This is a genomic window from Pantoea sp. SGAir0418, assembly GCF_043529865.1.
Genome location: NZ_CP027911.1, coordinates 944,394 through 966,698 on the forward strand (window position 1 = coordinate 944,394; position 22,305 = coordinate 966,698).

Here is a 22,305-nt window from a genome sequence, read left to right on the forward strand (position 1 = left end):
TGTTTAAGTCGCTGTGGCAGGAGAGGATATGGTTGCGGTTAGAAGTGCGCATTTAAATACGGCCGGGGAATTTGCCCTTGACCAGTGGATCGCCAGCTTGAGTATCAGTAATCCGCAATCCTGCGAACGACTGGCGGAAACATGGCGCTACTGTGAAGCCGAAACGCACGACCATCCAGATCAGGCTCTGCTGCTGTGGCGCGGTATTGAGATGGTGGAAATTCTCACCATGCTCAGTATGGACATCGACAGTCTGCGCGCCGCGCTGCTGTTCCCGCTGGCCAATGCGGGCGTGGTGAGCGAAGAGGATCTGGAGAAAGCCTTTGGCAAAAGCATCGTCTCGCTGGTGCACGGCGTGCGCGATATGGATGCCATCCGCCAGCTGAAAGCCATTCACAACGACTCGATGGCCTCGGAGCAGGTGGATAACGTGCGCCGCATGCTGCTGGCGATGGTGGAAGATTTCCGCTGCGTGGTCATCAAGCTGGCAGAACGTATTGCCCATCTGCGCGAGATGAAAGATGCGCCGGAAGATGAGCGCGTGCTGGCGGCGAAAGAGAGCACCAACATTTATGCACCTCTGGCCAACCGTCTCGGGATCGGCCAGCTCAAATGGGAGCTGGAAGATTACTGCTTCCGCTATCTCCATCCTGACGAATACAAACGCATCGCCAAACTACTGCACGAACGCCGCATCGATCGTGAACAGTACATTGATAACTTCGTCGATAACCTGCGTAAAGAGATGCAAAAAGAGGGCGTGCGTGCGGAAGTTTACGGCCGTCCCAAGCATATCTACAGCATCTGGCGCAAAATGCAGAAGAAGTCGCTGGCGTTTGATGAGCTGTTCGACGTGCGCGCAGTGCGCATCGTCGCTGAACGCCTGCAGGACTGCTACGGCGCGCTCGGTACCGTCCACACGCTGTATCGTCATCTGCCTAGCGAGTTCGACGATTACGTCGCCAATCCCAAGCCAAACGGTTATCAGTCGATTCATACCGTGGTGCTGGGCCCGCAGGGCAAAACGGTCGAGATTCAGATCCGTACCCGCCAGATGCACGAGGACGCTGAACTGGGCGTCGCGGCACACTGGAAGTACAAAGAAGGGCCGACGGCCAGCAACGCGCGCGGTGCCGCAGGGCACGAAGAGCGCATCGCCTGGCTGCGTAAACTGATTACCTGGCAGGAAGAGATGGCGGATTCCGGCGAGATGCTGGAAGAGGTGCGCAGCCAGGTATTTGATGACCGCGTTTACGTGTTTACGCCGAAGGGCGACGTGGTCGATTTGCCGGCCGGTTCCACGCCGCTCGACTTTGCCTACCACATTCACAGTGATATTGGTCATCGCTGCATCGGTGCCAAAATCGGCGGCCGTATCGTGCCCTTTACCTATCAGCTGCAGATGGGCGATCAGATTGAGGTGATCACCCAGAAGCAGCCGAACCCGAGCCGCGACTGGCTGAACCCCAACCTCGGCTATATCACCACCAGCCGCGGGCGCTCGAAGATTCATGCCTGGTTCCGTAAACAGGATCGCGACAAAAATATCGCGGCCGGCCGGCAGATTCTCGATAGCGAGCTGGGCCAGCTGGATATCAGCATGCGCGAAGCCGAGAAGCTGCTGCTGCCGCGTTATAACGTCAGCTCGCAGGATGAGCTGCTGGCGATGATTGGCGGCGGGGATATCCGTCTTAACCAGATGGTTAACTTCCTGCAGGCGAAGCTCAACAAGCCGAGCGCTGAAGAGGAAGATCGCGAGGCGCTGCGTCAGCTGACGCAGAAATCGCATCAGCCGTCGTCGGCGCGCAAAGAGAGTGGCCGCGTGGTGGTGGAGGGTGTCGGCAATCTGCTGCACCACATTGCGCGCTGCTGCCAGCCGATTCCGGGCGATGATATTGTCGGGTTTATTACCCAGGGGCGCGGCATTTCGATTCACCGCGCCGACTGCGATCAGCTCAGCGAACTGATTTCGCATGCGCCGGAACGCATTGTCGATGCGGTGTGGGGCGAAAGTTACTCCAGCGGTTATTCGCTGGTAGTACGCGTGACGGCCAACGATCGCAGCGGGCTGCTGCGCGACATCACCACCATTCTGGCCAATGAAAAGGTCAACGTGCTGGGCGTGTCCAGCCGCAGCGACACCAAAAAGCAGCTCGCCACCATCGATATGGATATCGAGATTTATAACCAGCAGGTGCTGGGTCGCGTGCTGGCGCGCCTTAATCAGGTGCCGGATATTATCGATGCGCGCCGCTTACATTAAGCCCTGCTGAGACCGGTGCGCAGCAATGCGCACCCGGGCAAAACCGCGTAATTACCCTGCAGGGTCGCCATTAATGGCGGCTTTTTATCTTGTTGTTCCGGGGACTTTCATGACTGCTTTAAACCGCCTGCTCACCATCATGCAAACCCTGCGCGATCCGGTGCGCGGCTGCCCGTGGGATCGCCAGCAGACCTTCGCCTCTATCGCGCCTTATACGCTGGAAGAGACCTATGAAGTTATCGACGCCATCCAGCGCGAAGACTTTGACGATCTGCGCGGCGAACTGGGCGATCTGCTGTTTCAGGTGGTGTTTTACGCCCGCATGGCCGAGGAGCAGCAGCGTTTCAACTTCGATGACATCTGCAACGCCATCAGTGACAAACTGGAGCGTCGCCATCCGCACATCTTCGGTGAAGCCCAGGTCGATTCCACGGCCGAAGTGCTGAAAAACTGGGAGGCGATCAAGCAGCGCGAGCGTGCGGAGAAGTCGCAGCACTCGGTGCTGGACGATATCCCTAAAGCGCTGCCGGCGCTGATGCGCGCCTATAAAATCCAGAAGCGCTGTCACAGCGTAGGCTTCGACTGGGACAGCCTCGGGCCGGTGCTGGATAAAGTGCATGAAGAGATCGACGAAGTAATGCATGAAGCGCAGCAGGCCGTGGTGGACAGCGACAAGCTGGAAGAGGAGATTGGCGATCTGCTGTTCGCCACCGTCAATCTGTCACGCCATCTCGGCAGCAAAGCGGAAACCGCGCTGCAAAAGGCCAACGACAAGTTCGAGCGCCGCTTCCGTCAGGTAGAGAATATCATTCAGGCCCAGGGGCTGAGCATGGAGCAGGCTACGCTGGCGCAGATGGAAGCCGCCTGGCAGCAGGTCAAAGCCGGCGAATAACCTTATTCAGCCTCTCTGCGCAGCGCTGGTGATTATTCCAGCGCTGCGCATAAAATCACCGTCTGAGCTTACTCGATTCAGCCAGTCGGCAACTTTGTGACGTACGTCAACATTTCACCCGGCACTCTCCGCTATGTTACAGGCTGTAATGCGAGGAGGATGGTGTGATTCATCAATTGTGGCTGCGGACGACTTCGGGTATACTGTTTTCCCGTCCTGGTTATTCCACCGTCTTTAAACCTAAACTCTCAGGTTCAGCATGACAACGAATTATATTTTTGTGACCGGCGGGGTCGTTTCCTCTCTGGGCAAAGGCATTGCCGCAGCCTCCCTCGCAGCCATCCTTGAAGCACGTGGTCTGAATGTGACCATCATGAAACTCGATCCGTATATCAACGTCGATCCGGGTACCATGAGCCCTACGCAGCACGGTGAAGTGTTCGTCACCGATGACGGGGCCGAGACCGATCTGGATTTAGGTCACTACGAGCGCTTCATCCGTACCAAAATGTCGCGCCGCAACAACTTTACTACCGGCCGTATCTACTCAGAAGTGCTGCGCAAAGAGCGTCGCGGCGACTATCTGGGCGCGACCATTCAGGTCATCCCACACATCACCAACGCCATCAAAGAGCGCATCATTGAAGGTGGCGAAGGTCATGACGTCGTGCTGGTGGAAATCGGCGGAACCGTGGGCGATATCGAATCCCTGCCGTTCCTGGAAGCGATTCGCCAGATGGCGGTCGATGTTGGCCGTGAACACACCATGTATATGCACCTGACGCTGGTGCCTTACATGGCGGCGGCGGGTGAAGTGAAAACCAAGCCAACTCAGCACTCGGTTAAAGAGCTGCTGTCGATTGGTATTCAGCCTGACGTGCTGATTTGCCGTTCAGACCGCGCGGTGCCCGCTAACGAGCGCGCGAAGATCGCCCTGTTCTGTAATGTGCCGGAAAAAGCGGTTATCTCGTTGAAAGACGTTGATTCGATCTACAAGATCCCGGGCCTGCTGAAATCGCAGGGTCTGGATGATTACATCTGCAAGCGTTTCAACCTGAGTGCGCCGGAAGCCAATCTGGCCGAGTGGGAGCAGGTGATTTACGAAGAAGCCAATCCGGGCGGCGAAGTGACCATCGGTATGGTCGGCAAATATGTCGAACTGCCGGATGCCTACAAATCCGTGATTGAAGCGCTGAAGCACGGCGGTCTGAAAAATCGCGTCACCGTTAACATCAAGCTGATCGATTCGCAGGATGTGGAAACGCGCGGCGTCGAAATTCTGAAAGATCTTGATGCTATCCTGATTCCTGGTGGCTTCGGTTACCGCGGTGTGGAAGGAAAATTGCTGACCGCGCAATACGCGCGTGAAAACAACATTCCGTACCTCGGCATTTGCCTTGGCATGCAGATTGCGCTGATGGAATTCGCGCGCAACGTGGCCGGGATGGAAGGCGCCAACTCCACTGAATTTGTGCCAGACTGTAAGTACCCGGTGGTTGCGTTAATCACCGAATGGCGCGATGAAAACGGTAACGTTGAACAGCGTACCGAGCAGAGCGATCTGGGCGGCACCATGCGTCTGGGAAGCCAGCAGTGCCAGCTGACGCCGGAAAGCAAAGTGCGCCAGCTGTACGGCTCTGACGTTATTACTGAGCGTCATCGCCACCGTTACGAAGTAAACAATCTGCTGCTGAAGCAGATTGAAGCGGCGGGTCTGCACATTGCAGGCCGTTCCGGCGACGATCAACTGGTGGAGATCATTGAGATCCCGAATCATCCATGGTTTGTAGCCTGCCAGTTCCACCCGGAATTCACGTCGACCCCGCGTGATGGTCATCCGCTGTTCGCTGGCTTTGTGAAAGCCGCGCAGGAGCACCAGAAGCGTTTAGCGAAGTAAGAGTTTAACGAACAGCGCGCGAACTTTTCGCGCGTTGTTTGTCTTAGGATTGACTAACTTGTACTGAGGAAAATCGAATGTCCAAAATCGTTAAAGTCATCGGTCGCGAAATCATCGACTCCCGTGGCAACCCGACTGTAGAAGCAGAAGTGCATCTGGAAGGCGGTTTCGTTGGTCTGGCTGCTGCGCCATCAGGTGCATCAACCGGTTCACGCGAAGCACTGGAGCTGCGTGACGGTGATAAGTCTCGTTTCCTGGGCAAAGGCGTAACCAAAGCGGTTGCTGCGGTTAACGGCCCAATCGCTGACGCGGTAAAAGGCAAAGATGCCAAAGACCAGGCGAACATCGATAAGATCATGATCGAGCTGGACGGTACTGACAACAAATCCAACTTCGGTGCAAACGCCATTCTGGCGGTTTCTCTGGCAGCAGCGAAAGCAGCAGCAGCCTCTAAAGGCCTGCCACTGTACGCACACATTGCAGAACTGAACGGCACCCCGGGCAAATACTCTATGCCACTGCCAATGATGAACATCATCAACGGTGGTGAGCACGCGGATAACAACGTTGATATCCAGGAGTTCATGATTCAGCCGGTTGGCGCGAAAACCGTGAAAGAAGCCATCCGTATGGGTTCTGAAGTGTTCCATCACCTGGCTAAAGTCCTGAAAGCCAAAGGCATGAACACCGCGGTGGGTGACGAAGGTGGCTACGCGCCAAACCTGGGTTCAAACGCCGAAGCGCTGGCCGTTATCGCCGAAGCTGTTAAAGCAGCAGGCTACGAGCTGGGCAAAGACATCACCCTGGCGATGGACTGCGCAGCATCTGAATTCTACAAAGACGGCAAATATGTGCTGGCTGGCGAAGGCAACAAAGCCTTCACTTCTGAAGAGTTCACCCACTTCCTGGAAGACCTGACCAAACAGTACCCAATCGTTTCTATCGAAGACGGTCTGGATGAGTCTGACTGGAACGGCTTCGCTTACCAGACCAAAGTGCTGGGCGACAAAATTCAGCTGGTGGGCGACGACCTGTTCGTGACCAACACCAAAATCCTGAAAGAAGGCATCGAGAAAGGCATCGCTAACTCTATCCTGATCAAATTCAACCAGATCGGTTCTCTGACCGAAACCCTGGCTGCGATCAAGATGGCGAAAGATGCTGGCTACACCGCGGTCATCTCTCACCGCTCTGGCGAAACTGAAGATGCGACCATCGCTGACCTGGCGGTCGGTACTGCCGCTGGCCAGATCAAAACCGGTTCTATGAGCCGTTCTGACCGCGTTGCTAAGTACAACCAGCTGATTCGTATCGAAGAAGCGCTGGGTGACAAAGCGCCGTTCAACGGTCTGAAAGAAGTTAAAGGCCAGGCGTAATCGCCTGCGGATGTGGCTAAACGGCCACATCGCCTGACATCAAGCCCCGCCTCGTGCGGGGCTTTTGCTTTTTATGGCACGAAGCAGCTGTGAAGCGACGCACAAAATCTGCCATAATCTGCGCCTCGAATTTCTGACGTGAGTAAAAAATGTTCTACCCGATTAACGAAATGTTCCAGACGCTGCAGGGCGAAGGTTTTTACACCGGCGTGCCGGCCATCTTTATCCGCTTACAAGGATGTCCGGTGGGCTGTAGCTGGTGTGATACCAAACATACCTGGGAAACGCGGGCGGATCGGGAGACGTCGCTGGGGGACATTCTGGTCAAAACCGTGGAGAGCGATGCCTGGGGCAGCGCCGATGCGGCCACGCTGATTGAGAGCATTCAGCGTCAGGGCTGGACCGCCCGCCATGTGGTAATCACCGGCGGTGAGCCGGCAATTTTTGACTTACGTCCACTGACCGAAGCGCTGGAAGCGGCCGGTTTTCAGTGTCAGATTGAAACCAGCGGCACGCATGAAGTGCACTGTTCCGCTGCCACCTGGGTGACGGTGTCGCCGAAAGTGAACATGCGGGGTGGCTACGATGTGCTGCCGCAGGCGCTGCAGCGTGCCGATGAGATCAAACATCCGGTGGCGCGCGAGCGGGATGTGGAAGCGCTGGATGCGCTGCTGGCTGGCCTGCAGGATGAGAAAAAACGCATTGTGGCGCTGCAGCCCATCAGCCGTGGCGAGGCGGCGACCAGACTGTGTATTGAAACCTGCATTGCCCGCAACTGGCGGCTTTCGATGCAGACGCACAAATACCTGAATATCGCCTGATTCACCCGATGCGCACCCGGCAAAATCAACGCAATTGTGGCTGGTGCGCATCAATGCGCACCCTGTAAAACGCATTACACCGTAGGGTCGCCATTGATGGCGACCTGGCCAATGGTACCCGATGCGCATCAATGCGCACCCTGTAAAACCGCACTGCACCGCAGGGTCGCCATTGATGGCGACCTTCTGACCTTTACCGCGGCTGTCAGCCGCGATAGACGCAACCAGCGGTGCAGGTCTCTTTGATCATCACCGCACTCAGTTCAGGCAGAATCGGCTTCATCTCATCCCAGATCCATTTCGCCAGCACTTCGCTGGTCGGGTTCTCCAGACCGGGAATATCGTTGAGATAATGGTGATCGAGGCGATCGTAGATCGGCCTGAACGCCGCCTTCAGTTCGGCAAAATCCATTACCCAACCGGTATGCGCATCCACTTCACCGGTAATTTCCAGTCGCACCAGAAATGAATGGCCGTGCAGACGACCGCATTTATGCCCTTCCGGCACGTGAGGTAAGCGGTGGGCCGCTTCAAACTGAAACTCTTTAAACAGCGTGGTAGACATAATGGCTCTCAGACGTAAAAACCGCTGAAGTCTACCTGAAAAGCAGATTTTTCGCACCCGCCAGCGCTGAAAAGGGCATTTCTGCTGATCTGCCGTTTACGCCGTAAATTAACTGATTGAATTACTACAACTTTATTTACCACTTTTACTGGTTAGTCTGACCCAAAAAACCACTTAGTCATTTTGGTTATTTATTATGTCGAAGCCTTATTTAATCGTTAATATACAGGCCGGTAACCTACCCACTCTTCCGCCGCTTCCCGGTACGGATTTCTGACACTGGAATTTTTAACGCGATGACGACTCAGGCACCCCCAGCGATGCTTCCGCTATCCCCGGAGCAAATTGCGCGCTTACAGGCCGCGACCACCGATTTCAATCCAACGCAGCTGGCATGGCTCTCTGGCTACTTCTGGGGCATGGTTAATCAGGCACCGGGCACCGTTGCCGCGCCTGCGCCAGTCGCCGCTGAGGTGCCGGGCATTACGCTGATCTCCGCCTCCCAAACCGGCAATGCGCGCCGGCTGGCCGAGCAGCTGCGTGACGATTTGCTGGCGGCGAAACTGAGCGTCAACCTGGTGAATGCCGGCGACTATAAATTCAAACAGATCGGTCAGGAAAAACTGCTGGTCATCGTGACCTCAACGCAGGGCGAGGGCGAACCGCCGGAAGAGGCGGTGGCGCTGCATAAATTCCTGCTGTCGAAGAAAGCGCCGAAGCTGAGTGATACCGCCTTTGCCGTATTTGGTCTTGGCGATACCTCCTATGAATTTTTCAGTCAGGCCGGTAAAGACTTCGACCAGCGTCTGGCTGAACTGGGCGGCGAACGCCTGCTGGATCGCGTGGATGCCGATGTTGAATACAGCGAACTGGCCAGCGCCTGGCGGCTGCAGCTCACCGATATTCTCAAAGCACGCGTGCCGGCGGAACCGGCAGCGCAGCTGGCAGCCAGCGCGGCTGGCAGCGTCAATCTGGTGGACAGCAGTCCTTACACCAAAGAAGCGCCGCTCACCGCCAGCTTTGCCCTGAACCAGAAAATTACCGGTCGCAACTCAGATAAAGACGTGCGCCATATCGAAATCGATCTGGGTGATTCCGGTCTGCGTTACCAGCCAGGCGATGCGCTCGGCGTATGGTATGAAAACGATGCGGAACTGGTGCAGGAGCTGCTGCAGCTGGTATGGCTGAAAGGCGATGAGCAGGTCGAGGTGCGCGGAGAAACCCTGCCGCTGGCCGAGGCGCTGCAGAAACATTTTGAGCTGACGGTCAACACGCCGCAGATCGTCGAGCAGTATGCAGCCCTGTCGCGCAACGAGGCGCTGCTGGCGCTGGCGGGCGACAAGCCGAAGCTGCAAAGCTTCGCGCAGAGTTTCCCGATTGTCGACATGGTGCGCCAGGCGCCCACCGAACTGAACGCCGGCCAGCTGACTGGCCTGCTGCGTCCGCTGACGCCGCGGCTTTACTCCATCGCCTCGTCGCAGGCGGAGAACGAAACCGAAGTGCATATCACCGTCGGCGCGGTGCGTTATGAAATTGACGGCCGTCAGCGCGGCGGCGGCGCTTCTACCTGGCTGGCCGATCGACTGGAAGAAGATGGCGAAATCCGCGTGTTCATCGAGCATAACGATAATTTCCGCCTGCCGGCCAATCCGGATGCGCCAGTGATCATGATCGGCCCGGGCACCGGCATTGCCCCGTTCCGCGCCTTCATGCAGCAGCGTGAAAACGACGGTGCCAGCGGTAAAAACTGGCTGTTCTTTGGTAATCCGCACTTCACCGAAGATTTCCTCTATCAGGTAGAGTGGCAGAAATACGTTAAAGACGGTCTGCTGACCCATATCGATCTGGCGTGGTCACGCGATCAGGCCGAAAAGATTTACGTACAGGATAAAATCCGCGCCAGAGGGGCGGAAGTGTGGCGCTGGATTGAAGAGGGCGCGCACCTGTACGTCTGCGGCGACGCCAATCGCATGGCGAAAGACGTTGAACAGGCATTACTGGATGTGGTGGTCGAACACGGCGGCATGGATCGTGAAACCGCTGACGAATTTTTAAGTGAGCTGCGCATTGAGCGCCGTTATCAGCGAGACGTTTACTAATGAGCGAAAAACATCCTGGACCGCTGGTGGTTGAAGGCAAACTTTCCGACGCCGAGCGTCTGAAAAAGCAGAGCAACTACCTGCGCGGCACCATTTTAGAAGATCTCGACAATGGCCTGACCGGCGGCTTTACCGGCGATAACTTCCTGCTGATCCGTTTTCACGGCATGTACCAGCAGGATGACCGCGACATCCGCGCCGAGCGCGCCGCGCAGAAGCTGGAACCGCGACATGCGATGATGCTGCGCTGCCGTCTGCCGGGCGGCATCATCACGCCAACGCAGTGGCTGGCGATTGATAAATTTGCCACCGACAAAACGCTGTACGGCAGCATTCGCCTGACTAACCGTCAGACGTTCCAGTTTCACGGCATTCTGAAGAAGAACGTCAAGCCAACTCACCAGATGCTGCATGAAGTCGGACTGGACGCGCTGGCCACCGCCAACGACGTCAACCGTAACGTGCTGTGTACCTCGAACCCGGTGGAGTCAGAGCTGCATCAGGAAGCGTACGAGTGGGCGAAAAAGCTTTCCGAGCACCTGCTGCCGCAGACCCGCGCCTACGCCGAGATCTGGTGGGATCAGGAGAAGGTCGCCACCACCGATCAGGAGCCGATCCTCGGTGAGACCTATCTGCCACGTAAGTTTAAAACTACCGTGGTGGTGCCGCCGCACAATGATGTCGATCTGCACGCGAACGATCTGAACTTCATCGCCATTGCGGAGAACGGCAAGCTGATTGGCTTTAACCTGCTGGTCGGCGGCGGCTTGTCGATTGAGCACGGCAACAAAGCCACTTACGCGCGCACCGCCAGCGAGTTTGGCTACCTGCCGGTGGAGAAGATCCTTGATGTGGCCGCAGCGGTGGTCACCACGCAGCGCGACTGGGGTAACCGTACCGATCGTAAAAATGCCAAAACCAAATACACGCTGGAGCGCGTCGGCGTCGAGACCTTTAAAGCCGAAGTCGAGAAGCGTGCCGGCCTGACCTTCGAGCCGATTCGCCCGTACGAATTTACCACCCGTGGCGATCGCATCGGCTGGGTGAAGGGCATCGACAAGAAATGGCACCTGACGCTGTTTATCGAAAACGGTCGCCTGCTGGATTATCCGGGCCGTCCGCTGAAGCGCGGTATCGCGGAGATTGCCAAAGTGCATCAGGGCGATTTCCGCCTGACCGCCAATCAGAACCTGATTGTGGCCGGCGTACCGGAGGCGCAGAAAGCGCAGATTGAAGCCATTGCGCGTGAGCACGGCCTGATGGAAGCGGTCACGCCGCAGCGTGAAAACTCCATGGCCTGCGTGGCCTTCCCGACCTGTCCGCTGGCGATGGCTGAAGCCGAACGCTTCCTGCCATCCTTCGTCAGCAAAGTGGAGGAGATCATGCACCGCCACGGCGTCGGCGAAGAGCACATAGTGTTACGCGTTACCGGTTGTCCGAACGGCTGCGGGCGTGCCATGCTGGCCGAACTGGGCCTGGTGGGCAAAGCGCCGGGCCGTTACAACCTGCATATTGGTGGTAATCGCATCGGCACGCGCATCCCGCGCATGTACCGCGAAAACATCACGGAAAACGAAATCCTCGCCAGCATCAATGAGCTGGTGGCGCGCTGGGCCAGCGAGCGCACGGCGGATGAAGGGTTTGGTGACTTCGTGATTCGCGCGGGCATTGTGCAGCCGGTGGTCGATCCCGCCCGTGATTTCTGGGACCCGGAGGCAGTATGACACTACCCGATCTCGCCAGCCTGAACAGCGGCAGCAAAGTCGATCGCATCATGGCGCTGGCGGAAAGCAACGTCCAGCTGGAAAAGCTCTCTGCCGAACAGCGCGTCAGCTGGGCGCTGGAGCAGCTGCCGGGCGCCTTTGTGCTGTCGTCGAGTTTTGGTATTCAGGCGGCGGTACTGCTGCACATGGTCACGCAGCAGCGCCCGGATATTCCGGTGATCCTTACCGATACCGGTTATCTGTTCCCTGAGACCTACCGCTTCATTGATGAACTGACGCAGCAGCTGAACCTGAATCTGCAGATCTTCCGCGCCGAAACCTCACCGGCGTGGCAGGAAGCGCGCTACGGCAAGCTGTGGGAGCAGGGCGTTGAAGGGATCGAGCAGTACAACCAGCTTAACAAAGTCGAGCCGATGAACCGCGCGCTACAAACGCTGGGTGCGCAGACCTGGTTTGCCGGCCTGCGCCGCGATCAGTCCGGCAGCCGTGCCAGCCTGCCGGTACTGGCCGTGCAGCGTGGCGTGTTCAAAATCCTGCCGATCATCGACTGGGATAACCGTCAGGTGCACCAGTATCTGAAGCAGCATGGGCTGAAGTACCATCCGCTGTGGGACGAAGGTTACCTCTCCGTGGGCGACACGCACACCACGCGCAAGTGGGAGCCGGGGATGGCTGAGGAAGAGACACGCTTTTTCGGCCTCAAACGCGAATGCGGGTTACACGAAGGCTGACGGGCGCAATTGCTGCGAGTGCGCAGCGGTGCGCACCCGCAAAAACCGGCAAGATCTTACAACGTCGGATTAGCCAGCTCCGTCAGCAGCGGCTGCAAAATGCGTACGCTGTCGCGCGTGCGCTGATGGATGCGCCCCGGCAGCCAGTGGTCGATGTAAGTCAGATTATCGCGCCCGGTCTGGTGGCGCACCGTACCCTCCGGAAAGTGAGGTGAGCGCGCGCGCTGCTGCTCACCGGCTTTATTGCCCAGCGCCCAGTTGGCTGCGGTGACGTCCAGCAGTGGAATCCCGGCTTTATCAAACGGATTAACGCCGGGGTAATCGCGTGCGTTCAGCACGTGGCTGGCGGCCGTGATGCCGTAACGGTGCGCAATCTGGAGGGCGCGCGCGCTGGTCTGCTTGCGTACCGCCGCTGGCGTATTCATGCCGTTATTAAAGTAGAGGCGATCGCCAACGATCAGGCTATTCAGATCGATCACCAGCAGCGTATCTTTCTTCTCCTGCATGCTCATGCGCGCCAGATAATCATCCATACCGTGTAAACCGGCTTCGCCTGCGCTCAGCGCCACAAAGCGCACGCCATAGTGCAGCGGCGTTTGACTCAGCGCCTGCGCCAGCTCCAGCATCACGCCCAGCCCGGAAGCGTTATCGTCCACGCCCTGCAAACGCAGGCCGCCGAGATTATTGTCTGCCTCGTGCTGGCTGAGCGGCGTCCAGGTATCCAGATGGGTGACGATCAGAATCTCCTGCGGCACGCTGCCGGCGCGTGCGGCGATCACCGAGGTCGCCGTCACTTTATGGCGGCGCGTGATGCCCTGTTTCTCCAGCCAGTTATAGCTGGTATTAAACTGCCGGGTATTGCTCTGATAACCGAGCTGGGTGAACTGCTGCTGCAGATAATCTGCCGTCATCAGCTCGGCGGGGCTGCCGCTCATGCGGCCGGGGAAATAGGTGGCGATGTGACGCAGTTGCTGTTCGGCAAAGTGGCCTGGGGCGATCGCTGCAGCCTGCGCCAAAAGAGGCAAACCGCCGGCAATCAGTGCTGCCAGCACGCTGCGGCGGAGAGTGGCAAACATAGTGGTTGTCCTTTTCTGACATCCCGTCAGGGTAAAAAAATTCTGAGTTAGTATGAAACTGTGACGCCGCCTGCACAATTTGTATCGCTCCGAAACACCAGCAATATCATTTGTTAAGCACAAATTGTTATCAGCAATCCCGGTGCGTTATTCCATTTGGTAACTACTCATGCTAATTCGTAATTTCATCTGCCAGAAGGCGGGGACGTATAGTCGCGTTAACTTATTGTAAAACTAACAAGGTTAACGTGGATTACTTGCCTCTCTTTGCCGATCTCAAAAACCGTCCGGTGCTGGTGGTCGGCGGTGGCGAAATCGCTGCGCGTAAAATTGAGCTGCTGCGGCGTGCCGGTGCGCACGTGCGGGTAGCCGCGCGCGAGCTCGGCCATGAACTGCAGGCGCTGCACGACATTAACGCCATCGAGTGGATTGCTCAGCACTTCGACGCGGCGCAGCTGGACGATGTTTTCCTCGTGATTGCCGCCACCGACGATAACGCCCTCAACGCGCAGGTGTTTGATGCCGCCAATGCGCGCCACAAGCTGGTGAATGTGGTCGACGACCAGCCGAAATGCAGCTTTATCTTCCCGTCGATTGTTGACCGCTCACCGCTGGTGGTGGCGATCTCCTCCAGCGGCACCGCGCCGGTGCTGGCGCGTCTGCTGCGTGAAAAAATCGAAGCGCTGCTGCCCGCCAATCTCGGGCAGATGGCCGAAGTGGCCGGTCAGTGGCGCGACAAAGTCAAACAGCGCTACCACAAAATGTCCGACCGTCGTCGCTTCTGGGAGCGGGCTTTTAATGGCCTGTTTGCCAGCCAGATGGCGGCGGGCAACGTCAACGAGGCGCGCCGCACGCTCGATCGTGAACTGGAAAACACCTCCGATAATCAGGGTGAAATCACGCTGGTCGGTGCCGGCCCAGGTGACAGCGGTCTGCTGACGCTGCGCGGGCTGCAGGTGATGCAGCTGGCCGATGTGGTGCTGTATGACCATCTGGTCAGCGACGAGGTGCTGGAGCTGGTAAGACGCGATGCCGATCGTATCTGCGTCGGCAAACGCGCCGGCGCCCATTCGGTGCCGCAGGAAGAGACCAATCAGCTGCTGGTGACGCTGGCGCAGCAGGGCAAGCGCGTGGTGCGCCTGAAAGGCGGCGATCCGTTTATTTTTGGCCGCGGCGGCGAAGAGCTGCAGGCGGCGCAGGCAGCGGGCATTCCGTTCCAGGTGGTGCCGGGCATCACCGCGGCCGCGGGCGCTACCGCATATGCCGGTATTCCGTTAACCCACCGCGATTATGCCCAGAGCGTGCTGTTTATCACCGGTCACTGCCGCGCCGACGGCGACGGTATCGACTGGCCGTCGCTGGCGCGCGCGCGTCAGACGCTGGCAATTTACATGGGCACGGTGAAAGCGGCGGAAATTGCCGCCGGGCTGATCGAACACGGCCGCGCGCCGTCAACGCCAGTGGCGGTGATTGGTCGCGGCACGCGCCAGGATCAACAGGTGCTGACCGGCACCTTAGCACAACTCGAGGCGCTGGCAGCTGCCGCGCCGACGCCAGCGCTATTAGTGATTGGCGAAGTGGTGAATCTGCACGGGCAACTTGCCTGGTTCCAACATTCGGCACAGCAGGGGGCTCGCGAGTCCGCCGTTGTCAATTTGGCTTGAGGAAAAATTATGGACCAAAATCGTCTCACTCATCTGCGCCAGCTGGAGGCAGAGAGTATCCATATCATCCGCGAGGTGGCGGCCGAGTTCAGCAATCCGGTGATGATGTACTCCATCGGTAAAGACTCCTCGGTGATGCTGCATCTGGCGCGCAAAGCCTTCTATCCGGGCACGCTGCCGTTTCCGCTGCTGCACGTTGATACCGGCTGGAAATTCCGTGAAATGTACGAGTTCCGCGATCGCACCGTGAAAGCGATGGGCGCAGAGCTGCTGGTGCACCGTAACCCGGAAGGCGTGGCGATGGGTATTAACCCGTTCGTGCACGGCAGCGCCAAACACACCGACATCATGAAAACCGAGGGCCTGAAGCAGGCGCTGAACAAATACGGTTTTGATGCGGCGTTCGGTGGCGCACGCCGTGACGAAGAGAAGTCGCGCGCCAAAGAGCGTATCTATTCGTTCCGCGATCGTTTCCACCGCTGGGATCCGAAAAACCAGCGTCCGGAGCTGTGGCACAACTACAATGGCCAGATCAACAAAGGCGAAAGCATCCGCGTGTTCCCGCTCTCCAACTGGACCGAGCTGGATATCTGGCAGTACATCTTCCTGGAAAACATCGAAATCGTGCCGCTGTACCTGGCTGCACCGCGCCCGGTACTTGAGCGCGACGGCATGCTGATGATGATTGATGACGATCGTATCAACCTGCAGCCGGGTGAAGTGATTAAGCAGCGTATGGTGCGTTTCCGTACCCTCGGCTGCTGGCCGCTGACCGGCGCGGTGGAATCCGAGGCGCAGACGCTGCCGGAAATCATTGAAGAGATGCTGGTCTCCACCACCAGTGAACGTCAGGGGCGCGTGATTGACCGCGACCAGGCCGGTTCGATGGAACTGAAAAAACGTCAGGGTTATTTCTAAGGAGACGCCGATGAATACCGTTATTGCCCAACAGATTGCCGAGCAGGGCGGCGTTGAAGCCTGGCTGACCGCGCAACAACACAAAAGCCTGCTGCGTTTCCTCACCTGCGGCAGCGTCGACGACGGCAAAAGTACGCTGATTGGCCGTCTGCTGCACGATACGCGCCAGATTTATGAAGATCAGCTGTCGTCGCTGCACAATGACAGCAAACGCCACGGCACCCAGGGCGAGAAACTCGATCTGGCGCTGTTGGTCGATGGCCTGCAGGCCGAGCGCGAGCAGGGCATCACTATCGATGTGGCCTATCGCTATTTCTCCACCGAGAAGCGCAAGTTCATCATCGCCGACACGCCGGGGCACGAGCAGTACACCCGCAACATGGCGACCGGTGCCTCAACCTGCGATCTGGCGATCCTGCTGATCGATGCGCGCAAAGGCGTGCTGGATCAGACCCGTCGCCACAGCTTTATTGCCACGCTGCTGGGTATCAAACATCTGGTGGTGGCGATCAACAAGATGGATCTGGTGGCGTACAGCCAGGAGACCTTCGAGCAGATCAAACAGGATTACCTCGATTTTGCCGCGCAGCTGCCGGACGATCTTGATATCCGCTTTGTGCCGATGTCGGCGCTGGAAGGCGATAACGTCGCCACCCCGAGCGTAACCATGCCGTGGTACAGCGGCCCGACGTTGCTCGACGTGCTGGAAACGGTAGAGCTGAAGCGCGTGGTCGACACGCAGCCGATGCGCTTCCCGGTGCAGTATGTTAACCGGCCGAACCTCGACTTCCGTGGCTATGCCGGTACGCTGGCATCGGGCGTGGTCAGCGTCGGCCAGCGGGTGAAAGTGCTGCCGTCCGGCGTGGAATCCAGCGTTGCGCGTATCGTCACCTTTGACGGCGACCTGCAGCAGGCGGCCGCCGGTGAGGCGATTACCCTAGTGCTGAACGATGAGATCGACATCAGCCGTGGCGATCTGCTGGTGGATGCCGCAGCCGATTTGCAGGCGGTGCAGTCCGCGACCGTCGACGTGGTGTGGATGGCGGAACAGCCGCTGCAGCCGGGACAAAGCTATGAAGTGAAAATTGCCGGCAAGAAAGCGCGTGGCCGCGTCGAAAAGATTCTCCATCAGGTGGAGATCAATACGCTGGAAAAACGCGCGGTCGACAGCCTGCCGCTCAACGGCATCGGTCTGGTAGAAGTGACGTTTGATGAACCGATGGTGCTGGATGCTTACCAGCAGAACCCGGTGACCGGCGGCATGATCTTTATCGATCGCCTGAGCAACGTGACCGTCGGTGCCGGCATGATCCATCAGCCGCTGAGCGCCGCGCGCAGTCAGGCTGGCCAGTACAGTGATTTCGAGCTGGAGCTGAACGCGCTGGTGCGCCGTCACTTCCCGCACTGGAACGCACGCGACCTGCTGGGCGGTCAGTAATGGCGCAGCACGACGAAAACGTGGTGTGGCATGACCATCCGGTCACGCGCGCTGAACGCGAACAGCAGCACGGCCATCGTGGCGTGGTGCTGTGGTTTACCGGGCTCTCTGGCTCGGGTAAATCTACCGTGGCCGGTGTACTGGAGCAGTCACTGCACCGGCTGGGCGTCAGCACCTATCTGCTGGACGGCGACAATGTGCGTCACGGCCTGTGCCGCGATCTCGGTTTCAGCGATGAAGACCGCAAAGAGAATATCCGGCGCGTGGGTGAAGTGGCGAAACTGATGGTGGATGCCGGACTGGTGGTGCTGACGGCGTTCATCTCGCCGCACCGTGCCGAGCGCCAGATGGTGCGCGATCTGCTCGGTGACGGACAGTTTATCGAGGTGTTCGTCGATACGCCGCTGGCGGTGTGCGAAGCGCGCGATCCGAAAGGCTTGTATAAAAAAGCCCGTGCCGGCGAGCTGCGTAACTTCACCGGTATCGACAGCGTTTACGAGGCGCCAGACGCGCCGGAAATCCAGCTGGATGGTGAACAATTGGTTACAAAACTGACCGGCCAATTGTTAGACCTGCTGCGCCACCACGATATCATCAGATCCTGAACCGACAGCGGCAAATCTCACGGTTTGCCGCGCTTTAGCGTCAACAGGATCTCTATGCAGAACGTTACCCCCATGCTGGCACGCAAAGATGAACGCACCCCGGATGAGCCACGCTCATCGTTGCCGGGCGGCGTGATCGGCTTTCTCTCGTACTGGTGTGCGCTGGGCATCCCGTTTCTGCTGTACGGCTCTAACACGCTGTTTTTCTTTCTCTACACCTGGCCTTTTTTCCTTGCGCTGCTGCCGGTTTCGGTGCTGATTGGCATCGTGCTCAGCCTGATGCTGCGTGGCCGGCTGTGGTGGAGCGGCCTGATCACCGCCCTGGTGGTGGTGTGCCTGTTCTGGCTGCTGTTCTCCTTTCTCTCCGGCTGGTAATCCGGCGCTGATGTGCAAACGCATCGGCAGGTTACAAAACTTTACCTGCCGTCCGGCGCTTTCCCCGTCATTATTTGTCCAGACAAATCTGCTTGCGCGCCATTTTCGCTGCCGCAGTGGAGTCCGGCGTCAAGTTATGGGATGATTGAGCCGTTTTTCAGGGGGCGGGGATGGGAAAACTGACGTTACTGCTGCTCGTGCTGCTGGGATGGTTGCAATACTCCCTGTGGCTGGGCAAGAACGGTATCCATGATTACACGCGCGTCAGCGAAGACGTGGCGTCACAACAGGCGAATAACGCCAAACTCAAAGCGCGTAACGATCAGCTGTTTGCCGAAATTGACGATCTCAATGGCGGTTCAGAGGCGATTGAGGAACGCGCACGCAGCGAGCTGGGCATGATCAGGCCTGGCGAGACTTTCTATCGTCTGGTGCCAGACCAAAACAAACGTAATGCGCAACAAGCGGCGCAGAACCAACAACGATAAACCATGAATCAGCTCTCTTCCTCTGCGGATGTGATTGCCGTGGTGCCGGCTGCCGGTATCGGCAGCCGCATGCAGGCCGCCTGTCCGAAGCAGTATCTCACTATCGGTCCATTAACCCTGCTCGAACACAGCGTGGCGCGCCTGCTGGCGCATCCGGCGGTAAAGCAGGTGGTGGTGCCAGTCAGCCCGGATGACGGCTGGTTCGATAGCCTGCCGCTGGCGCAGGATGCCCGCGTGCTGCGCGTCACCGGCGGCGAAACCCGCGCCGAGTCGGTGCTGGCCGGATTACAGACCATCCGCCACAGCGCCTGGGTGCTGGTGCACGACGCGGCGCGGCCGTGTCTGCATCCTGATGATTTAGCGCGTCTGCTGGCGGTGCGTGAGCACAGCAAAGTCGGCGCGATTCTGGCGGCACCGGTGCGCGACACCATGAAGCGCGCGGAGCCCGGCAAAGGTGCCATTGCGCATACCGTCGAACGCGATGACTTATGGCATGCGCTGACGCCGCAGTTTTTCCCGCATGCGCTGCTGACCGCCTGCCTGACGCGCGCGCTCAATGAAGGCGCGACCATCACTGATGAAGCCTCGGCGCTGGAGTATTGCGGCTATCATCCTGAGCTGGTCAGCGGACGCAGCGACAATATTAAGGTAACGCGGCCGGAAGATCTGGCGCTGGCGGCCTTCTATCTCACTCAGATTCAGTTAAAGGAGCACGCATGATGCGTATCGGTCACGGTTTTGACGTGCACGCGTTTGGCGGCGAAGGTCCGCTGGTGATTGGCGGGGTGCGTATTCCCTTCGAACAGGGCTTTATTGCGCATTCTGACGGCGATGTGGCGCTGCATGCGCTGACCGACGCGCTGCTGGGCGCGGTGGCGATGGGCGACATCGGCAAACTGTTCCCGGACACCGATCCGGCATTCAAAGGCGCCGACAGCCGCGGTTTGCTGCGCGAAGCCTGGCGTCGCATCCAGCAGAAGGGCTACCGCATCGGCAACGTCGATGTCACCATCATCGCTCAGGCACCGAAAATGCTGCCGCACGTGCCGCAGATGCGCGTCAACATCGCCGAAGATCTCGGTTGCCACATGGATGATGTCAACGTCAAAGCCACCACCACCGAGAAGCTGGGCTTCACCGGTCGCGGTGAAGGCATTGCCTGCGAAGCCGTGGCGCTGCTGGTGAAGGCCGATCGTGCATGAGTGAGCTGCTCTACCTGCACGGCGTGCCCGCTGCTACCGGGGTGATCAAAGCCAGTCCCGAAGATTTCGTGGTAATTGAAGATCTCGGCTATCCCTATGACGGCGAAGGCGAGCAGCTGCTGGTGCGCGTCCGTAAAATTGGCTGCAACACGCGTTTTGTCGCTGAGGCAATCGCCAAATTTCTCGGCGTGCATCAGCGCGATCTCAGCTATGCCGGCATGAAAGATCGCCATGCAGTCACCGAGCAGACGCTGTGCTTCCGCGTGCCGGGCACGGCGATGCCCAACCTTGCCGGCTTCCAGCTGGAAGGCGTGGAGATCCTGCAGGTGATTCGCCACAAGCGTAAACTGCGCACCGGCGCGCTGGCGGGCAATGCGTTTCGTCTGGTGGTACGTCAGATGTCCGATCGCGCGCAGGTGGAATCGCGGCTGCAGCGAATTCAGCAGCAGGGTGTGCCCAACTACTTTGGCGAACAGCGCTTTGGCCGCGGCGGCAATAACCTGACGCAGGCGCGCCTGTGGGCAGAGGAGAAATTCCGTCCACGCGACCGCAGTATGAAAGGCATTCTGCTGTCGGCGGCGCGCAGCCAGCTGTTCAATCAGCTGACCAGCGCGCGCCTGCAGCGTGACGGTGCGCTGGATCGCGTGCAGCCCGGCGATGCGCTGCAGCTCAGCGGGCGCGGCAGCTGGTTTGTTGCCCAGACGGACGAGTTACCTGCGCTGCAGCAGCGTTTGGATAACCACGAGCTGCGCATCACCGCACCGCTGGCCGGACGCGGCGAGCTGGGCACTCAGGGCGAAACGCTGGCGTTTGAACAGCAGCAGCTGGCGGGCGTGGCCGATCTGCTGGGCCTGCTGGAGCGTGAACGCGTCGATGCGGCGCGGCGCGCCATGCTGGTGGTGCCGAAAGATCTGCAATGGAACTGGTGGGATGACGTCACGCTCGAGCTGCAGTTCTGGCTGCCGGCCGGCAGTTTTGCCACCAGCGTAGTGCGTGAGCTGCTGAGCAACGGCGCGGCGGCCCCGCTCGGCGACGAATAAGCGAACCCGGCGACGATGAGCAAAAATCTCACCATCAAGGATATTGCCGTACTCGCCGGTGTGTCGATCACTACCGTCTCGCGCGTGCTCAACAAGCATGCGTGGGTATCGGAAAAAACCCGCACGCGGGTGGAACAGGTGATCGCCGAGCATCAGTTCAGCCCCAACCTGATGGCGCGCGGCATGATATCGCGCCAGAGCTACACCCTCGCGGTGATTGTCTCTGACATCACTAACCCTTACTTCGTCACGCTGGTGGCGCAGATTCAGCAGGCCTGTCTGGCCATCGGTTACAAAATCACCCTGTACGATACCCAGTCGGCCAACCGCAGCCCTCAGCACGACGATGACGAAAGCGCGATTTTTCAGTCGATTATCGATAGCCAGATCGATGGGGTGATCGTGCTCGGCGGCCACAGCGACTATGCGCCGATTCCGGCCGGCTACCTGACGCTGCTGGAATCGCTGATGGACAAAATGGCGGTGGTGGTGGTGGGGCAGCCGCATCCTGCTGGCCGATGGCCGTGCGTGATGCGCGACCAGCAGCACTGCGTCGGGCTGGCGGTGAATCATTTGCTGGCGCGCGGCCTGCGTGATATCGCGTTTATTGGCGGTTCGCGCAAAGTGTGGGTGACGCGCGAGCGCGTCAGTCATTTCCACGCCACGCTGCAGCAGGCCGGCATTACGCCGCGCGACAGCTGGATCTGCCTGAATAACTTCTATCCTGAACACGGCTATCAGGCGATTGATACGCTGTGGCAGCAGGCAGAGCAACCGCAGGCGCTGGTGGCAATCAACGATCGCGTGGCGATGGGCGCGATCCGCGCGTTACGCGATCGCGGCATTGACGTGCCTGAGCAGGTAGCGGTCATCAGCTGCGAGCGCTTCCCCGGCAGCGAATATTTTATCCCGCGCCTGACCAGCGTCGATCACCAGAATCCGCAGCTGGGGCAAAACATTATCACCATGATGATGGCGCAGCTGGACGGCAGCTTAAGCCCGCACGCGCGCTGCAGCGCACCGCTAAAGCCGGTATTGATCCCCGGCGAATCCGCCTGATCTTCTCCCCTTAAACGTTCCGCCTGCTTTCGTTGCGCTTTGTTAGCGCGATCGCAATTTCACGATCCTCAC

At 58.6% G+C, this 22,305-nt stretch carries 20 protein-coding genes; 18 read left to right on the top strand and 2 right to left on the bottom strand.

What is annotated here, in order from left to right:
• Positions 1-28: 28 nt before the first annotated feature.
• The 5 genes from relA to queE all read left to right on the top strand — a co-directional run bounded on the left by relA (position 29) and on the right by queE (position 7,249).
• The gene (gene relA / locus C1N84_RS04180; protein ID WP_021507365.1) at positions 29-2,263 is read left to right on the top strand and encodes a GTP diphosphokinase; all 2,235 of its coding nucleotides are present in this window, start codon (positions 29-31) and stop codon (positions 2,261-2,263) included.
• A 109-nt stretch (positions 2,264-2,372) separates the two neighbouring features.
• Positions 2,373-3,155, top strand: coding sequence for a nucleoside triphosphate pyrophosphohydrolase (gene mazG, locus C1N84_RS04185; protein ID WP_021507364.1), 783 nt, complete (start codon positions 2,373-2,375; stop codon positions 3,153-3,155).
• A gap of 259 nt (positions 3,156-3,414) precedes the next feature.
• Positions 3,415-5,052 carry a glutamine hydrolyzing CTP synthase gene (gene pyrG, locus C1N84_RS04190; RefSeq protein ID WP_021507363.1) on the top strand — a complete coding sequence of 546 codons (1,638 nt, stop codon included), beginning with the start codon at positions 3,415-3,417 and terminating at the stop codon, positions 5,050-5,052.
• A 77-nt stretch (positions 5,053-5,129) separates the two neighbouring features.
• A complete protein-coding gene (gene eno / locus C1N84_RS04195; protein WP_021507362.1) occupies positions 5,130-6,428 on the top strand; it encodes a phosphopyruvate hydratase in 1,299 nt (432 codons plus the stop codon).
• Between the two features lie 149 nt (positions 6,429-6,577).
• Positions 6,578-7,249, top strand: coding sequence for a 7-carboxy-7-deazaguanine synthase QueE (gene queE / locus C1N84_RS04200; RefSeq protein ID WP_021507361.1), 672 nt, complete (start codon positions 6,578-6,580; stop codon positions 7,247-7,249).
• 205 nt (positions 7,250-7,454) lie between these two features.
• Here the strand turns inward: queE and queD are convergent, their stop codons facing one another.
• A complete protein-coding gene (gene queD, locus C1N84_RS04205) occupies positions 7,455-7,817 on the bottom strand; it encodes a 6-carboxytetrahydropterin synthase QueD (RefSeq protein ID WP_176428100.1) in 363 nt (120 codons plus the stop codon).
• Positions 7,818-8,110: 293 nt separating this feature from the next.
• Here queD and cysJ point away from each other — a divergent pair, with 293 nt between their 5' ends.
• The 3 genes from cysJ to C1N84_RS04220 are packed head-to-tail and all read left to right on the top strand — an operon-like array spanning position 8,111 to position 12,368.
• On the top strand, positions 8,111-9,913 hold the full coding sequence (gene cysJ / locus C1N84_RS04210; RefSeq protein ID WP_150059298.1) for an NADPH-dependent assimilatory sulfite reductase flavoprotein subunit: 1,803 nt from the start codon (positions 8,111-8,113) through the stop codon (positions 9,911-9,913).
• On the top strand, positions 9,913-11,637 hold the full coding sequence (gene cysI, locus C1N84_RS04215) for an assimilatory sulfite reductase (NADPH) hemoprotein subunit (RefSeq protein ID WP_264442061.1): 1,725 nt from the start codon (positions 9,913-9,915) through the stop codon (positions 11,635-11,637). The genes cysJ and cysI overlap by 1 nt, the downstream gene beginning before the upstream one ends.
• Complete coding sequence (locus tag C1N84_RS04220; protein WP_058759741.1) at positions 11,634-12,368, top strand: phosphoadenylyl-sulfate reductase; 735 nt, start codon at positions 11,634-11,636, stop codon at positions 12,366-12,368. Before cysI ends, C1N84_RS04220 begins: the two co-directional genes overlap by 4 nt.
• Before the next feature lie 56 nt (positions 12,369-12,424).
• On the opposite strand, the gene C1N84_RS04225 is transcribed toward C1N84_RS04220, so the two are convergent.
• Positions 12,425-13,444 carry an aminopeptidase gene (locus C1N84_RS04225; RefSeq protein WP_264442064.1) on the bottom strand — a complete coding sequence of 340 codons (1,020 nt, stop codon included), beginning with the start codon at positions 13,442-13,444 and terminating at the stop codon, positions 12,425-12,427.
• 248 nt (positions 13,445-13,692) lie between these two features.
• On the opposite strand from C1N84_RS04225, the gene cysG reads away from it, so the two are divergent.
• From cysG to C1N84_RS04275, 10 genes are all read left to right on the top strand, one after another.
• Entirely contained in the window at positions 13,693-15,108 is a 1,416-nt protein-coding gene (cysG, locus tag C1N84_RS04230) for a siroheme synthase CysG (protein ID WP_264442066.1), read from the top strand.
• Positions 15,109-15,117: 9 nt separating this feature from the next.
• Positions 15,118-16,026 (top strand): sulfate adenylyltransferase subunit CysD, encoded by a 909-nt coding sequence (gene cysD, locus C1N84_RS04235; RefSeq protein ID WP_021507354.1) that lies wholly within the window; start codon positions 15,118-15,120, stop codon positions 16,024-16,026.
• A 10-nt stretch (positions 16,027-16,036) separates the two neighbouring features.
• Positions 16,037-17,464: a sulfate adenylyltransferase subunit CysN gene (cysN, locus tag C1N84_RS04240; RefSeq protein ID WP_058771479.1), complete on the top strand. Its 1,428-nt coding sequence runs from the start codon at positions 16,037-16,039 to the stop codon at positions 17,462-17,464.
• Positions 17,464-18,069, top strand: a complete 606-nt coding sequence (gene cysC / locus C1N84_RS04245; protein WP_104189662.1) for an adenylyl-sulfate kinase — start codon at positions 17,464-17,466, stop codon at positions 18,067-18,069. Before cysN ends, cysC begins: the two co-directional genes overlap by 1 nt.
• Before the next feature lie 54 nt (positions 18,070-18,123).
• Positions 18,124-18,444, top strand: coding sequence for a DUF3561 family protein (locus C1N84_RS04250; RefSeq protein ID WP_021507351.1), 321 nt, complete (start codon positions 18,124-18,126; stop codon positions 18,442-18,444).
• 170 nt (positions 18,445-18,614) lie between these two features.
• Positions 18,615-18,932 carry a cell division protein FtsB gene (ftsB, locus tag C1N84_RS04255; protein ID WP_021507350.1) on the top strand — a complete coding sequence of 106 codons (318 nt, stop codon included), beginning with the start codon at positions 18,615-18,617 and terminating at the stop codon, positions 18,930-18,932.
• Between the two features lie 3 nt (positions 18,933-18,935).
• Positions 18,936-19,652, top strand: coding sequence for a 2-C-methyl-D-erythritol 4-phosphate cytidylyltransferase (ispD, locus tag C1N84_RS04260; protein WP_021507349.1), 717 nt, complete (start codon positions 18,936-18,938; stop codon positions 19,650-19,652).
• On the top strand, positions 19,652-20,134 hold the full coding sequence (ispF, locus tag C1N84_RS04265) for a 2-C-methyl-D-erythritol 2,4-cyclodiphosphate synthase (RefSeq protein WP_031279680.1): 483 nt from the start codon (positions 19,652-19,654) through the stop codon (positions 20,132-20,134). The genes ispD and ispF overlap by 1 nt, the downstream gene beginning before the upstream one ends.
• Positions 20,131-21,174: a tRNA pseudouridine(13) synthase TruD gene (gene truD / locus C1N84_RS04270; RefSeq protein WP_394541737.1), complete on the top strand. Its 1,044-nt coding sequence runs from the start codon at positions 20,131-20,133 to the stop codon at positions 21,172-21,174. The genes ispF and truD overlap by 4 nt, the downstream gene beginning before the upstream one ends.
• A gap of 15 nt (positions 21,175-21,189) precedes the next feature.
• Positions 21,190-22,233 (top strand): LacI family DNA-binding transcriptional regulator, encoded by a 1,044-nt coding sequence (locus C1N84_RS04275; RefSeq protein WP_150361125.1) that lies wholly within the window; start codon positions 21,190-21,192, stop codon positions 22,231-22,233.
• The last annotated feature ends 72 nt before the right edge of the window (positions 22,234-22,305 follow it).

Coding starts and splice junctions, on each gene's coding strand:
- relA (WP_021507365.1), top strand. CDS start 29: ATGGTTGCGGTTAGAAGTGCGCATTTAAATACGGCCGGGGAATTTGCC.
- mazG (WP_021507364.1), top strand. CDS start 2,373: ATGACTGCTTTAAACCGCCTGCTCACCATCATGCAAACCCTGCGCGAT.
- pyrG (WP_021507363.1), top strand. CDS start 3,415: ATGACAACGAATTATATTTTTGTGACCGGCGGGGTCGTTTCCTCTCTG.
- eno (WP_021507362.1), top strand. CDS start 5,130: ATGTCCAAAATCGTTAAAGTCATCGGTCGCGAAATCATCGACTCCCGT.
- queE (WP_021507361.1), top strand. CDS start 6,578: ATGTTCTACCCGATTAACGAAATGTTCCAGACGCTGCAGGGCGAAGGT.
- cysJ (WP_150059298.1), top strand. CDS start 8,111: ATGACGACTCAGGCACCCCCAGCGATGCTTCCGCTATCCCCGGAGCAA.
- cysI (WP_264442061.1), top strand. CDS start 9,913: ATGAGCGAAAAACATCCTGGACCGCTGGTGGTTGAAGGCAAACTTTCC.
- C1N84_RS04220 (WP_058759741.1), top strand. CDS start 11,634: ATGACACTACCCGATCTCGCCAGCCTGAACAGCGGCAGCAAAGTCGAT.
- C1N84_RS04225 (WP_264442064.1), bottom strand. CDS start 13,444: ATGTTTGCCACTCTCCGCCGCAGCGTGCTGGCAGCACTGATTGCCGGC.
- cysD (WP_021507354.1), top strand. CDS start 15,118: ATGGACCAAAATCGTCTCACTCATCTGCGCCAGCTGGAGGCAGAGAGT.
- cysN (WP_058771479.1), top strand. CDS start 16,037: ATGAATACCGTTATTGCCCAACAGATTGCCGAGCAGGGCGGCGTTGAA.
- cysC (WP_104189662.1), top strand. CDS start 17,464: ATGGCGCAGCACGACGAAAACGTGGTGTGGCATGACCATCCGGTCACG.
- C1N84_RS04250 (WP_021507351.1), top strand. CDS start 18,124: ATGCAGAACGTTACCCCCATGCTGGCACGCAAAGATGAACGCACCCCG.
- ftsB (WP_021507350.1), top strand. CDS start 18,615: ATGGGAAAACTGACGTTACTGCTGCTCGTGCTGCTGGGATGGTTGCAA.
- ispD (WP_021507349.1), top strand. CDS start 18,936: ATGAATCAGCTCTCTTCCTCTGCGGATGTGATTGCCGTGGTGCCGGCT.
- ispF (WP_031279680.1), top strand. CDS start 19,652: ATGCGTATCGGTCACGGTTTTGACGTGCACGCGTTTGGCGGCGAAGGT.
- truD (WP_394541737.1), top strand. CDS start 20,131: ATGAGTGAGCTGCTCTACCTGCACGGCGTGCCCGCTGCTACCGGGGTG.
- C1N84_RS04275 (WP_150361125.1), top strand. CDS start 21,190: ATGAGCAAAAATCTCACCATCAAGGATATTGCCGTACTCGCCGGTGTG.